The organism is Nonomuraea angiospora (assembly GCF_014873145.1).
Classification (GTDB): Bacteria; Actinomycetota; Actinomycetes; order Streptosporangiales; family Streptosporangiaceae; genus Nonomuraea; species Nonomuraea angiospora.
Genome location: NZ_JADBEK010000001.1, coordinates 7,590,498 through 7,604,129, shown reverse-complemented (window position 1 = coordinate 7,604,129; position 13,632 = coordinate 7,590,498). Strand labels below are relative to the sequence as shown.

Here is a 13,632-nt window from a genome sequence, read left to right as displayed (position 1 = left end):
GTCAGCTCCGGCGCGGCGACACCAGGCCGGACTCGTACGCGAAGACCACGAGCTGCGCCCGGTCGCGTGCCCGCAGCTTGGTCATGGCCCTGCTGACGTGCGTCTTCGCGGTGGTCGGGCTGATCACCATGTGCGCGGCGATCTCGTCGTTGGACATGCCCCGGGCGACCAGCGCGGTCACCTCGCGCTCGCGGTTGGTGAGCACCTCCAGGCCCTGCGGATCCGGCTCCGGGCGGCGGGCCACGTACTCGCCGATGAGGCGGCGGGTGATGGCGGGGGACAGCAGCGCGTCGCCGCGGGCCGCGACCCTGACGCCCTGCAGCAGGTCGGCGGGCTCGGTGTCCTTGACCAGGAATCCGCTCGCGCCCGCCCTGAGCGCGTTGAAGACGTACTCGTCGAGGCCGTAGTTGGTGAGGATCACGACATGGACCTCGCTCAGCCGCTCGTCGGCCGCGATGCGCCGGGTCGCCTCGATGCCGTCCATCACCGGCATCTGGACGTCGACGAGCGCGACGTCGGGCAGGTGTTCGAGGGCGAGGGCGAGGGCCTGCTCGCCGTTGGCGGCCTCGGCCACGACCTCGATGTCGTCCTCGGCCTCCAGCAGGGCGCGGAAGCCGCCGCGGATGAGTGCCTGGTCGTCCACGAGCAGCACGCGGATCACGTCGGTTCCCCCAGTGGAAGCTCAGCGCGTACGGTGAAGCCGCCCTCCGGGCGGGGCTCGGCCCGCAGCCGGCCGCCGAGCGCAGTGACCCGCTCGCGCATGCCGAGCAGGCCCACGCCGGGCACGGGCGGCGCGTCCGCGCTCGCCAGGCCGTCGTCGTCCACCTGCACGACCAGCTCGTCGCCGCCGAAGTCGACGCGCACGGACGCCCCCGCCCCGCCCGCGTGCCTGGAGACGTTGGTGAGCGCCTCCTGGACGATCCGGTACGCGGCCCGGTCCACCTCGGCCGGCAGCTCGTGCCGTACCCCCGAGATCGTCACCGTGGCGGCCAGCCCGGTCGATCGGGCCCGCTCCACCAGGTCGTCGAGCCGGTCGAGCCGGCTGTCCTGCGCGGCGGAGCCGTCGGGGTCGCCGGAGCCGTCCGGGTCGTCGCGCAGCACCTCCAGCGTGGCGCGCAGCTCGCGCATGGCGTCGCCGCTGGCCTCCTGGATGGCCAGCAGCGCCCCGGGCACGTCCTCGCCGCGCTTGCGGGCCAGGTGTACGGCCACGCCCGCCTGCACCTTGATGACCGAGATGCTGTGCGTGAGCGAGTCGTGCAGCTCCCTGGCGATCCTGAGCCGCTCCTCGCCCGCGCGCCGGCGCGCGACCTCCTCGCGGGTGCGCTCGGCCTCCGCGGCGCGCTGCTCGACCTGCTCCAGGTACGCCTGCCGCTGCCGGGTGACCGTCGCCGTCACCCCCGACGCCAGGAACCAGCCGAGCAGCAACGTCGTTCCCTGGACGATGTCCTTGGGGCTCTGCCCGGTCGCGGTGGCCAGGCTGGTCGCCAGGCTGACGCCCAGGAACACCGCGCTCGCCAGCGCGGGCAGCAGCCGGTGTCCGGCCCATACCGCGGCGAAGACCGCCATCAGCACGGGGAAGGCGGCGGGCGGGCCAGGCTGGGCGTGCACGGAGAAGACGAGCATGCTGACGGTGCCGACGAGCAGCGGCACCAGGGGCGCGCGGCGCCAGGCGACGAGGGAGAGCGAGCCGACCAGGACGGCGGCCAGGTCCAGGGCGCCCGCCTGCGGCGTGACCAGCACGGCGGCGGCCAGCATGACGGCCACGACGGCGGCGAGCGCGCTGTCCACGGCGAGCGGGTGCCATCCGCGCAGAAAGGTCATTCCTGCAGATTAGAGCCTTGACCAGGGCACGATCCTCGCCGCCTGGATGTAATTCCGGGCTACTCCCGGCGAAGTACTCCGCACGAAGGTGCTTCCAGGGCGGTAGGCGCATGAGTCAACCACGGCACGACGCCCCGAGCCACGAGAAATACCACGATGTCCGGCTATGGAGACACAGTTCCGTTATGTCACGCCGGTGCAGCCGCAGGCGGCGACCGGCCGGGTGGCCCAGGTGTACGCGCAGCTCGCGGAAGACTTCGGCATGGCGCGCATGGCGGTCTTCCTGACGCTGTCGCCCGCGCCGGACGTGCTCGCCGCGACCTGGGCCATGCTGCGCGAGTCGCTGCTGGCCGGGAACGCGTCCAGGACCGCGAAGGAGGTCGTGGCGCTCGGCGTGTCCATGGCGAACCGGTGCCCGTTCTGCGTGGCCGCGCACACGACGCTGCTGCACGCGACCGGCGACCACCGGCTGGCGGAGACCATCGCGGCCGGTGGCACGCCCGACGACCCCGAGCACGCCGCGATGCTGGCCTGGGCCACGTCGCGGCGCGGCGGGGTGGAGATCGGGCCGGAGCACATCGGCACGGCGCTGGCCTTCCACTTCATCAACCGCATGGCCTCGGCGCTGCTCACCGAGAACCTCCTGCCCGCGAACCTCCAGAACTCCCGCCTGGTCAGGAGCGTGGGCGGCCGGGTGATGGCCCGTACGGTGCGCAGGCGGCTGACGCCGGGCGCGAGCCTGCCCCTGGTCGCGGACCTGCCCGCGCGGCCGGAGCCCGCCTGGGGCGCCGGCACGGCCGCCGGCGCCGCCTACGCCGCGCTGCGGGCCGCCGGCGCCGCCGGTGGGGAGCTGCTCGGGGACGCCGCCCGCGCCGCCGTGGCGGACGCGGTGGCGGCCTGGGACGGGGAGCACCCGCCCATGGGCGGCGCCTGGCTGGACGCCGCTCTTTCCGGGGTTCCCTCGGAGGAGCGCGCCGGGGCCCGGCTGGCCCTGCTCGCCGCGCTCGCGCCGTATCGGGTGACCGACGCCGACGTGGCCGCCTGGCGCGGCTCGCGGCCGGACGAGGACCTGGTACGGCTCTGCGCGTTCGGCGCGACCTCGGCCATGGAACGCATGGAGACCTTCATCACCGGCTCAGCACTAACAGGAGATCGATCATGACCGCGCAACAGACCCTTGCCGTCCGGCCGGCGACCTGGCCCATGTGGGCGCTCAAGGTCGTGGCGCCCCTGCATGCCGTCGCACTGCTGTTCCAGGCGGTGGCGGCGGGCCTGCTGCTCTCCACGCCCGGCGGCCGGGCGCTGCACATGGCTACGGCCGTCGCCCTGCTCGTCATAGGGATCGTCCATGTCGTCGCGGCGATCCTTGTCCGCTGGCCCGGCGGTGGGAAGGCCAAGTTCATCCTTCCGGCGGTGATCCTCCTGGTGGCCACGGTGGTGCAGGCGATTCTCGGAGTCGCTGGGCTGAAGGTCCTGCACGTGCCCTTGGGGGTGCTGATGTTCCACGGAGGCGTCGAGCAGCTCAACCGGGTCATGGCGCGGCAATGACCCACACGCGACGCGACGTGCTGCGACTGCTGGGGCTGGGCGCGGTGGCGGTGGCCGGGGTGCCGGGCTGCTCGCTGATCGCCGGCACCCCGCAGCCGCAGCTCCTGACGAGCGCGGCGCCGCTGCCCAGGCCGTACGCGGTGCCGCTGCCCGTCCCGCAGGTGGCCGAGCCGGTGCGCAGCGCGGGCGGGGCCGACTTCTACGAGCTGACCGAGCGGGCGGCCGAGGTGGAGGTGCTGCCGGGCCTGCGCACCGGGATCTGGGGGTACGGGGGCACCTTCCCCGGCCCGACCATCGAGGCCCGCGCCGGGCGGCGGACCGTCGTGAAGCTGGTCAACCAGCTCGGCGAGCCGACCGTCCTGCACCTGCACGGCGGGCACACCCCACCCGAGTCCGACGGCTTCCCCACCGACCTGGTGGCGCCGGGGGCGTCCCGCGAGTACGTGTTCCCGCTGGAACAGCGGGCCGCCACGCTCTGGTACCACGACCACCGCATGGACTACACGGGGCCGCAGGTCTGGCGCGGGCTGGCCGGGATGTTCCTGGTGCGGGACGCGGAGGAGGAGGCGCTGCCGCTGCCCGCAGGGGAGCGCGACCTTCCGCTGCTGATCTGCGACCGGTCGTTCGCCGCGGACGGCACGATGCTGTATCCGGCGCTGGAGGGCCGGCCCGGGGTGCGGGAGGCGTATATGGGGGGCGTGCTCGGGGACGTGATCCTGGTGAACGGGGCGCCGTGGCCCGAGCTGCGGGTGGCCAGGGCCCGATATCGGCTGCGGCTGTGCAACGCCTCCAACGCCCGGACGTACGAGCTGGCGACCGGCGGGCCGCTGGTCCAGATCGGTTCCGACGGCGGGCTGCTGGGCCGGCCGCGCACGGTGCGGCAGCTCCGGCTGGCTCCCGGCGAGCGGGTGGACGTGGTGGTCGACTTCTCCGCGTACAAGGTGGGGCAGCAGGTCGAGCTGCGGAACCTGGCGGGGGAGGGCGCGCAGGCGAGGGTCATGCGGTTCGCCGTGGACCGGGACGAGAGGGACGAGTCGTCCGTGCCGGAGCGGCTGTCCACGGTGGAGGCGCTCGACCCCGGGAAGGCGAAGGTGACGCGGGAGTTCGAGTTCGGCAGCGGGGGGATGGGGTGGCTGATCAACGGCAAGCCGTTCGACCCCAGGCGCATGGAGGCCAGGCCGAGGCTCGGGGACATCGAGGTCTGGCGGCTGACCAGTGACGTCGCCCATCCCGTGCACCTGCACCTGGACCACTTCCAGGTGCTTTCGGTGAACGGGGAGCGGCCGCAGGGGCCGCCCGAGTGGAAGGACACCGTCGAGCTGCGCGAGGCGCAGACCGTGGAGATCGTCACCAGGTTCACCGACTATCGGGGGCGGTACGTGCTGCACTGCCACAACCTCGAACACGAGGACATGGCGATGATGGCGGCTTTCGAGGTCGTATGACGGCCGCGGTCCCTTGGGGGGAGAGGGAGAGGCGGGGGTTGCGGTCCCTTGGGGGGAGAGGTGCGGGCGGGGTGCGGGCCCTCGGGAAAGGGACAAGCGGGCTGAGGTCCCCTGGGGTCATCGACAGTCCGGCCGGGGGCGCTCAGAATCGGGACCATGGGTGAGCCTTATGTCGGCGCCAGGACGCCGCGGCGGGAAGACGCCAGGTTGCTGACCGGTCGAGGCAGGTACGTCGGGTCGGTGCGGCTGCCGGGAACGGTCCACGCCTACGTGGTCCGCAGCCCCATCGCCCACGGGCGGCTGCTCGGCTGCGACGCCAAGGCGGCCTGGGCGGTCGAGGGCGTGCTCGACGTCATCACCCCCCAAGACGCCCCCGACCTGCGCCTGCCCTGCGTCCACCTGTCCCCGGGCCAGCGGCTGCAGTCCTATCGGGTGCTGGACGACGCCATCAGGTACGCGGGCCAGCCGCTCGCGCTCGTCGTCGCCCGCACCCCCGAGGCCGCCAGGGACGCCGCCGAGCTCGTCGATCTCTCGCTGGACGAGCTCCCGGCGGTGGTCGGGACGGAGCCGGCGATGCGGGACGGAGCCCCGCTGCTGTACCCGGAGTGGGGCACGAACGTGCTCACCGACTTCATGATGGGTGACGAGGACTGCGCCGCCTTCGTCGAGGGGGCCGCGCACGTCGTGGAGCTGACGTTCACGATGGGCCGGGTCTCGCCGCACCCCATGGAGCCGCGCGGCGTGGTGGCCTCGTACGCCGACGACGAGCTGACCGTGCACATCTCCTCGCAGGCGCCGCACCAGGTGCGCGAGCACCTGGCGGAGGCGTTCGGGCTCTCCCACGACCGGGTACGCGTCATCAGCCGCGACACGGGCGGCGGGTTCGGCGGCAAGGAGCACGTCTACCCGGACGAGGCGCTCGTCTGCCTGGCCTCGATGCGCCTGGGCCGGCCGGTGAGCTGGTCGGAGTCGCCGGGCGACCGGCTGGTCGCCACGCTGCCGTCGCGGGCCGCCGTGCACCGGGCGCGGCTGGCGCTCGACGGGGACGGGCGGTTCGTGGCGATGTACGTGGACCTGGTCGGCGACCTCGGCGCGCATCCCTCGAACGTGGGCGCGTCGACCTTCGCGGTGACGGCCACCCTGCTGCCGGGGCCGTACCGGTTCGACCGGGTGGCGGTACGCGTGCGCGGCGTCGTCACGAACACCACGCCGACCGGCTCCTACCGCGGGTTCGGCCAGCCGGAGGGCAGCCTGACCAGGGAGCGGCTGATCGACGAGGCGGCGCGCAGGCTGGGGATCGACCGGGTCGAGCTGCGGCTGCGCAACATGCTGGGGCCCGCCGAGCTGCCGTACACGAACCGCGTCTACCAGCGCTACGACTCCGGCGACTACCCGAACGCCCTGCGTACCCTGCGCGACCTGATCACCCCGGTTGAGAAGGCAGACGGGCGCAGGCGCGGCATCGGCTACTCCTGCCATGTGGAGACCACGGGCATGGGTCCCTCGAAGGAGTTCAGGGACACCGGCATCCAGGCGGGCGGCTACGAGACGGTGTTCCTGCGCATGGAGCAGGACGCGTCCGTGGTCGTGTCGTCGGGGGTGGTGTCGATAGGGCAGGGCATCGAGACGGCGCTGGCCCAGCTCGCGGCCGACCGGGTGGGGGTGCCGATCGAGCGGGTACGGGTGGTGCTGGGGGACACGGCGGCCACGCCGTACTCGTCGGTCGGGTCGATCGCCAGCCGCTCGCTCGTGGTCGGCGGCGGGGCGCTCACGCGGGCCGCGGAGCGGCTGCGCGGCAAGCTCGTGGCCCTGGCCGCGCACCGCCTGGAGGCGGCCCCCGGCGACCTGGAGATCGCCGACGGCGCGGTGCGGGTGAAGGGCGACCCGGCGGCGTCCCTCACGCTGCGGGAGCTGGCCACGTCGGCGTGGCGCGGCTGGGACCTCCCGGACGGGGTCGAGCCGGGCCTGGAGGAACGGGTCAGCTACGACCCCGACGCCTACACGTTCGCCTACGGGGCCCACGCGGCCGCCGTGGCCGTGGATCCGGAGACCGGGGCCGTCGAGGTCGAGCGCTACTGGGTCGTCAACGACGCCGGGGTGCTGGTCAACCCGGCCGTCGTGGAGGGCCAGATCCGCGGCGGCGTGGTCCAGGGGATCGGGCAGGCGCTCACCGAGGAGATCGTCTACACCCCCGAAGGCCAGCCCATCACCGACTACTTCCTCCCGACGACGCGGGAGGTGCCGGACATCGAGGTCGTGATGCTGGAGACGCCGTCGCCGCTGACGCCCGGCGGGATGAAGGGAGTGGGGGAGTCGGGCACGATCGGCCCTCCGGCCGCCATCGCCAACGCCGTGGCCGCCGCCCTCCCGGAGATCGCCGGCCGGATCACCGACGTCCCCTTGACCCCGTACGCGCTCTGGTCCCTGCTCGCGGGGGTGGCCGAGACCTCGTGAGCCGGTCGCGTCGCCGGGCCTCGGCAGCGGCGACGCGAACCGGGCCTCAGGAGCCGGTGGTCATGGCCGGACCCACAGGATGTCCTTCAACTCCTTGCCCGCCCGCGACAGCGCCTGCTCCAGCGCTTGCATCCCCGCGGGCTTGGGCTTCGGCGGCGGCTCTCCACGCCTGCCCGGCCGGCGGGCGGCGGCGGGGGGCCGGGAGTCGATCTCGGGTGTGTTCTCGTCAGTGCTCATGGCCAAGCCCATACCCGTCGTTTCGGGGCAGCGGCTAAAAAGAATCGCGATTTCTCGCCGAAGATTCGACCCAAAAGGCCTTCTCGTGCGTACAGGTTTCGACGGCCCAGTACGTCGACCCAAAGGCAGGCCCTCTTGTTGAGTGAAACGCGCATTCGCTGTCCCTCTGTCCCGGAAGCCCGGCAAACACAGGAGAGAGATGCCATGACCACGCTGCGATCAGCTCGTCGGAGCCGGATGCAGTACGTGTGGCCGCTGCGGGAGGACGTCCGGACGGTCGCCCACGCGAGGGCGATCATTCGCGAAGAATTGTCGGCGCTCTCCCTTTGTTCGGATCTCGTTGACGACGCCGTCCTCATGGTGAGCGAATTGGTCACCAATGCCCTGATGTACGGTGACGGCCCGTACGAACTGGCCCTGCACATCGACGCGAAAGAGATCATGTGCGTGGTCGTGGACAGCAGTCCGCTGCTTCCTGAGCCCGCCCCGCCGGACGTGCGGGCCGAGCACGGGCGGGGGCTGCGGATCATCGCCAGGCTCTCCGACGGGTTCTACGGCTGCCATCCCCAGCGCTACGTCACCCACCCCGAGCTCGTCGGCAAGGCCACCTGGTTCGCGCTGCCGCGCGGCGGGGCGCCCGGCAACGTGGTGCCGATCCGGGCCGGGACCTAAACGTCCGATTTGAGTCAGGAAAAATCGGGACTTTCCGACTAAATCCAGTTAATGTGTCAGCCGCAAGCCGGGGATGATCTTCGTTGCGTGACGAAGCCCCGGCAGTTCTGGAGGCTGAATGTCTGACTGGAACCTGCGGACCGGTGCGACCACGGCGGCGCTCGCGCTCGTCGCCACCACGCTCGCCACCACCGTGGCGACGGGCACCGCATCGGCGGCCGTCGGCGTCTACTACGTGGACTCCGTCAACGGCAACGACTCTGCCAACGGCCTCTCGGAGGCCACCGCGTGGAAGACCCTCACCAAGGCCACGGCGGCGAAGCTGGACCCCGGCTCCAAGCTGCTGCTGAAGCGCGGCAGCAGGTGGAAGGGGCAGCAACTCGCCATCACCGAGTCGGGCAACGCGCAGGCCCCGATCGTCGTGGACACCTATGGCACGAGCAGTGCCAAACCGATCATCTCCGGGGACAACGAGGCCTGCGTGAGCCTGGACGGCTCCTTCATCGAGGTCTACAACCTGCAGGTGGGCGTGCCCCAGGACGACGGCCGCTGCGAGTGGGCCGGCGTGAAGGTGACGGGCAACGACAACGTCGTCGAGCGCAACTACATCACGGGCGCCGCGGCCGGGGTCTACATCGCGCCGAAGGCGCAGCGTAACGCGGTGACGGCCAACGACTTCGTCGACAACAACTTCATGAGCAAGAACACCGAGGAGCCGGGCAACGACGACTCGGGCGCGTTCGCGATCCTCGTCCAGGGCGACAACACCGACATCGGCTGGAACGAGATGCGCGGCTCGATCGCGTCCAGCTACGACTACGGGCTGGACGGCGCGGCCGTGGAGATCTTCCTCGGCTCCGGCAACCGCATCCACCACAACATCTCGGTGGACAACGAGACCTTCACCGAGCTCGGCACCAGCCATGGCGTCGACGAGAACGGCAACCCCGAGGACCCCGACGGGACCTCGGGCAACGTCTTCGAGTACAACGTGATCACCGGCCCCAAGACCGGCGCGGCCCTCGTCACCCGCGGCCCGCAGGAGCCCGGCGAGGACCCCGACCCGAACGGGCCCGTGCTGGGCACCGTGTTCCGCAACAACTCCGTCTACCTGCCCCAGGCGGGCTCCCAGGGCGTCGTCTGCGACGCCGGCTGCACCAACGCCCACCTGTCGATGTCGCAGAACATCATCCAGGTCACGGCCAAGACCGCCTACGGCCCGAACGTCACCGACAGCCACCACAACGTGTTCTTCGGCGCCGCGCAGCACCAGATGGGCGGCCACGACAACATCACGGCCGACCCGCTGTTCAACCTGTCGAACACCGCCAACCCGCTGAGCCTGCGTGCCGGGAGCCCGGCCATCGACTTCGGGATCACCAAGTTCAGCAACAACGACGTGACCGGCCGGGCGATCGACGGCAGTGACGGCGCGGTCGACGCCGGGGCGTACGAGTACGACAAGTAACCTTCCTGCGATTTGTCGCCGCCGTCCTCTACTCTCCGGGCAAGTGATCAGGCCCGGCAAATCAGGAGAAGTGCGGACATGACCTATCTGGAGCTGTCAGAGGACGGCGGCGGATCGCACAAGTTCTACGACGTGACCGTGGCGGGCACCCGGGTCACGATCACGTACGGACGCATCGGCGAGAGCGGCCAGACCAAGGTCACCGACTTCCCCACCGAGGCCAAGGCCCAGGCCGCCGCCGCCAAGAAGCTCGGCGAGAAGACCCGCAAAGGATACGCCCCGGCGGTCCGCGGCGTGCGCCAGCGCCGGGCCGTCACCCACCGGGCCATCCCCAGCACCCGGTCGACCGCCCAGCAGGCGCCGGTCCTGTGGCGCTTCGACAGCGGGGCGTCCGCGTTCGGCATCTTCGTGGACGACGAGCGCTGCTGGGTCGGCAACCAGCGCGGCGACGTCTACACCGTCACCCACTCCGGCACCGTGACCGGCCGCTTCAAGCTGCCGGACGGCGTCAAGTGCATCGTGGCCGACGACTTCTGGATCTACGCGGGCTGCGACGACGGCCGCGTGTACGACCTGAGCGGCAAGGTGCCGAGGTCCGCGTACGAGATCGCCGCCGACGTGGACATCTACTGGCTCGACATCCACGACGGCGTGCTCGGCGTCTCCGACCGCGCCGGCGGGGTCACCACGATCGACTACGAGGACGAGTTCCAGTGGTCGCGCGGCGTCGCCGGCGACTCGGCCTGGATGGTCAGGTGCGACGAGGACTCGGTCTACCACGGGCACTCCAAGGGCGTGGCCCGCTACGACGTCCAGGACGGCACGCCCGTCTGGCAGACCGCCCTCGGCGAGCAGGTGCTGTTCGGCTGGCAGGAGGCGCACTCCGTCTACGCCGGCACCGCCCGCGGCTCCGTGGGCCGCGTGATCCGCCTGGCCAAGGGCGACGGCCGGATCGAGGCCGCCTACCAGTGCGACGGCGCCGTCTACTCCTGCGCCACCTCGCCGGGCGGCCGCCACGTCTTCGCCGGTGACAACCACTCGTCGGTCTACTGCTTCGACGCCTCCGGCGAGCGGCTGTGGAAGCTCGCCACCGGCTGCGGCTCCGCGTTCTCCATGCAGTTCCTGGACGACCGCCTCTACATCGTCACCACCGACGGCTCGCTGGCCTGCATCGACGCCAGCGAGGCGGCCATCGCCGCGGCCCGCGCGGGCAGCGTGCCGCAGCCGCTCGACGTCAAGGCGGCCGCCTCGCTGCAGGTGGTCGAGCCGTCGGTGACGCTGGAGACCACCACCGACACGGGCGACGGCGTGGTGGTGGAGTGCTTCAAGGAGGGCGAGCGGCTGCGGGTCCGCGTCGTCAGCCCCGGCTTCGAGTCGTGGAACGTGCAGTTCCCCAAGGACATCCGGGAGGCCGGAGCCCGCTACCTCGTCGACGGCGTGCGCTCGGCCGGCCGGGGCGGCTTCTACCGCGCGTACGGGGACATCCGCCGCCTGCTCTGACGCTCACGTGGCTTTCAGGTGGCTCTCGCGGGGCGGACGGTCGCCAGGACCAGGAGCCCCGCCGCCACGCCGACCGGCCCCGCCAACCTGATGGCCAACGTCGTGTGCCGCGACGACGCGGCCTTCTACCGCTACCTGACCGAGAGCCTGGGCGCGCTGCCCGCGATCGGGCGCATCGAGACCGCGCCGATCATCAGGACCGTGAAGCGGTTCGGGGCCGTGCTCCCGCTCTGACCGATAATCGAGGCGTGTACCGGCCAACCAGGCGCTCGTTACTCCGGCTCGGCGGCGTGACCGCGGCCGGGGTGCTCGGCGCGCTGGGGCCCGCCGGCCCCGCGTACACCCCGGACGACTCCTTCTTCCGCTTACGCCGCCGCTGGCGGGAGGTCACGGTGGGCGGCGGGTACGACCCGGCCGCCGAGCCGTACCGGACCTGGCTGGCCAGACTGGGCAGGACAGCCGCCCGCCACCGCGACACCATGGCACCCGGCCGCGCCTCGCTCTGGCCCGGCCAGGCGTTCCCCTCCTTCGTGGCCACCCCGCGGCGGCTGCGGGCCATGGCGCAGGCGTACGTGCTGGAGGGCACCGGCCTGACCGGCGACGCGGGGCTGGCGGCGGCGGTCGCGCAGGGCGTGGACCACTACCGGCGCAGCGTGTACGCCGACGGCGCCGAGGCGACCGGCAACTGGTGGCACTGGCAGATCGGGGTGCCGAAGGCGCTGCTCGACGCGGCGGTGCTCGTCGGGCTGCCCGAGCCGCTGAGCGCGCCGCTGCGGGACGCGGTCGACCACTTCGTCCCGGAACGGCGGCTCGGCCAGTACAGGGGCAACAGCACCGCGGCCAACCGCGTGGACCTGTGCCTGGTGATGCTGCTGCGGGCCATGCTCGGCTCCGACCACGGCAAGGCGGCGCTGGCGGCGTCCGCGCTCGCGCCGTTGTTCCGCCTCGTCGGCGAGGGCGACGGGTTCTACCGGGACGGGTCGTTCATCCAGCACACGCACGTGCCCTACCAGGGGGCCTACGGGGTGACGCTGCTGTCGGGGCTGGCGACGATGTTCGCGGTGCTGCGGGGCACGCCGTGGGAGGTCTCCGACCAGAACGTGTTCGACATGGTCGAGCGGTCGTTCGCCCCCTTCGTCCGCGACGGCGCCTGCATGGACCTGGTCCGCGGCAGGAGCGTCGGCAGGAAGCCGTTCGGCGACCACGAGCGCGGGCGGGAGATCGCCGCCGCGGTCCTGCTGCTGGGGGAGGGCGCCCCGGCCGCCGAGCGGGCGCGCTGGCACGCCATGGTCAAGGGCTGGGCGGTACGCGGCACGTACCGGCCGATGCTGGAGCACCCCGAGCCCGCCTTCCACGCCCGGCTGGCCGCGGTCGTGGACGACGCCTCCGTGCCCGCGGCCGAGGAGCCGGTCGGGCACCGGCTGCTGCCGATGAGCGCACGGGCCGTACACCGCAGGCCGGGCTGGTGCGCGGCGCTCAGCATGGCCTCGGCCAGGATCGGCCACTACGAGCACGGCAACGGCGAGAACCTGCGCGGCTGGCACACCGGCTCGGGGATGCTCTATTGGTGGGCGGCGGGCCACGGCGACCAGTACTCGGACGACTTCTGGCCCACCGTGGACCCTTACCGGCTGCCCGGGACGACCGTCTCCACCAAGCGGCTGCCCGACGGCGCGGGCGGCGACTGGGGCGACACCTGCCCGCCGGGCCGGTGGGTGGGCGGGGCCACGGACGGCACGTACGCCACCGTCGGCCAGCACCTGAACGGCCTGGAGAGCACGATGGAGGCGTTCAAGTCGTGGTTCTTCCTCGACGACGCGATCGTGTGCCTGGGCGCGGGCATCGCCGCGGAGGACGGCGTGCCCGTCGAGACGGTCGTCGACAACCGCAGGACCGGCGCCGCTCTGACGGTGGGGGAGAGCTGGGCCCACCTCGAAGGGCACGGCGGCTACGTCGTGCGCGGGGCGCTGCGCACGCTGCGCGAGCGCCGCGCCGGCGGCGGCGTGACCCGCGACTACGTGACGCTCTGGCTCGACCACGGCGTCGACCCGCGCTCGGCCGGATACGTCTACCTGCTCCTGCCCGGCGCCGGGCAGGAGGAGACCCGCGCGAGAGCCGCCGACCCCGGCTGGGTGCGCGTGCTCGCCAACACCGACCGCCTGCAGGCCGTCCACGTGCCCTCGCTGGGCCTCACCGCGGCCAACTTCTGGGACGCCGGGACCGCGGGCGGCCTGACCGCCTCGGCCCCGTGCGCGGTGCTGGTGCGCGGGGACGCGCTGACCGTGTCGGACCCCCGGTGCGACCTCGACGAGCTGACAGTCACGTGGGCGGGGGAGACGTTCACCTTCGACGGCCGGGCCGGCCGGGAGGGCGCCTCCACGACCGTGCGGCTCCGCTAGGGATCGCGTCCACGACCGCGCGGCTCCGCTAGGGGCCGCCTCCATGACCGTCCGCTCCGCTAGAGAGGCTCCGCTGGGGACCGCCGCC

At 72.4% G+C, this 13,632-nt stretch carries 12 protein-coding genes; 9 read left to right on the top strand and 3 right to left on the bottom strand.

The window, feature by feature from the left end; translation table 11 throughout:
* Position 1: 1 nt before the first annotated feature.
* Both H4W80_RS34575 and H4W80_RS34570 read right to left on the bottom strand, forming a co-directional pair.
* Positions 2-661: a response regulator gene (locus tag H4W80_RS34575; protein WP_192788910.1), complete on the bottom strand. Its 660-nt coding sequence runs from the start codon at positions 659-661 to the stop codon at positions 2-4.
* Positions 658-1,821 (bottom strand): sensor histidine kinase, encoded by a 1,164-nt coding sequence (locus tag H4W80_RS34570; RefSeq protein WP_192788909.1) that lies wholly within the window; start codon positions 1,819-1,821, stop codon positions 658-660. The genes H4W80_RS34575 and H4W80_RS34570 overlap by 4 nt, the downstream gene beginning before the upstream one ends.
* 166 nt (positions 1,822-1,987) lie before the next feature.
* On the opposite strand from H4W80_RS34570, the gene H4W80_RS34565 reads away from it, so the two are divergent.
* The 4 genes from H4W80_RS34565 to H4W80_RS34550 all read left to right on the top strand — a co-directional run bounded on the left by H4W80_RS34565 (position 1,988) and on the right by H4W80_RS34550 (position 7,268).
* Positions 1,988-2,983, top strand: coding sequence for a carboxymuconolactone decarboxylase family protein (locus H4W80_RS34565; protein ID WP_192788908.1), 996 nt, complete (start codon positions 1,988-1,990; stop codon positions 2,981-2,983).
* On the top strand, positions 2,980-3,369 hold the full coding sequence (locus tag H4W80_RS34560) for a hypothetical protein (protein ID WP_225963822.1): 390 nt from the start codon (positions 2,980-2,982) through the stop codon (positions 3,367-3,369). The genes H4W80_RS34565 and H4W80_RS34560 overlap by 4 nt, the downstream gene beginning before the upstream one ends.
* Positions 3,366-4,814: a multicopper oxidase family protein gene (locus tag H4W80_RS34555; RefSeq protein ID WP_192788907.1), complete on the top strand. Its 1,449-nt coding sequence runs from the start codon at positions 3,366-3,368 to the stop codon at positions 4,812-4,814. Before H4W80_RS34560 ends, H4W80_RS34555 begins: the two co-directional genes overlap by 4 nt.
* A gap of 156 nt (positions 4,815-4,970) precedes the next feature.
* Positions 4,971-7,268 (top strand): xanthine dehydrogenase family protein molybdopterin-binding subunit, encoded by a 2,298-nt coding sequence (locus H4W80_RS34550; RefSeq protein WP_192788906.1) that lies wholly within the window; start codon positions 4,971-4,973, stop codon positions 7,266-7,268.
* 60 nt (positions 7,269-7,328) lie between these two features.
* Here the strand turns inward: H4W80_RS34550 and H4W80_RS34545 are convergent, their stop codons facing one another.
* Positions 7,329-7,505 (bottom strand): hypothetical protein, encoded by a 177-nt coding sequence (locus tag H4W80_RS34545; RefSeq protein ID WP_192788905.1) that lies wholly within the window; start codon positions 7,503-7,505, stop codon positions 7,329-7,331.
* Positions 7,506-7,709: 204 nt separating this feature from the next.
* Here H4W80_RS34545 and H4W80_RS34540 point away from each other — a divergent pair, with 204 nt between their 5' ends.
* From H4W80_RS34540 to H4W80_RS34520, 5 genes are all read left to right on the top strand, one after another.
* The gene (locus tag H4W80_RS34540; protein ID WP_192788904.1) at positions 7,710-8,177 is read left to right on the top strand and encodes an ATP-binding protein; all 468 of its coding nucleotides are present in this window, start codon (positions 7,710-7,712) and stop codon (positions 8,175-8,177) included.
* Positions 8,178-8,295: 118 nt separating this feature from the next.
* Complete coding sequence (locus tag H4W80_RS34535) at positions 8,296-9,645, top strand: choice-of-anchor Q domain-containing protein (protein WP_192788903.1); 1,350 nt, start codon at positions 8,296-8,298, stop codon at positions 9,643-9,645.
* A 78-nt stretch (positions 9,646-9,723) separates the two neighbouring features.
* Positions 9,724-11,145, top strand: a complete 1,422-nt coding sequence (locus tag H4W80_RS34530; protein WP_192788902.1) for a WGR domain-containing protein — start codon at positions 9,724-9,726, stop codon at positions 11,143-11,145.
* Positions 11,146-11,163: 18 nt separating this feature from the next.
* Entirely contained in the window at positions 11,164-11,379 is a 216-nt protein-coding gene (locus H4W80_RS34525; RefSeq protein WP_318787202.1) for an Lrp/AsnC ligand binding domain-containing protein, read from the top strand.
* A 14-nt stretch (positions 11,380-11,393) separates the two neighbouring features.
* Positions 11,394-13,544 carry a polysaccharide lyase 8 family protein gene (locus tag H4W80_RS34520; RefSeq protein ID WP_192788901.1) on the top strand — a complete coding sequence of 717 codons (2,151 nt, stop codon included), beginning with the start codon at positions 11,394-11,396 and terminating at the stop codon, positions 13,542-13,544.
* Positions 13,545-13,632: the final 88 nt, after the last annotated feature.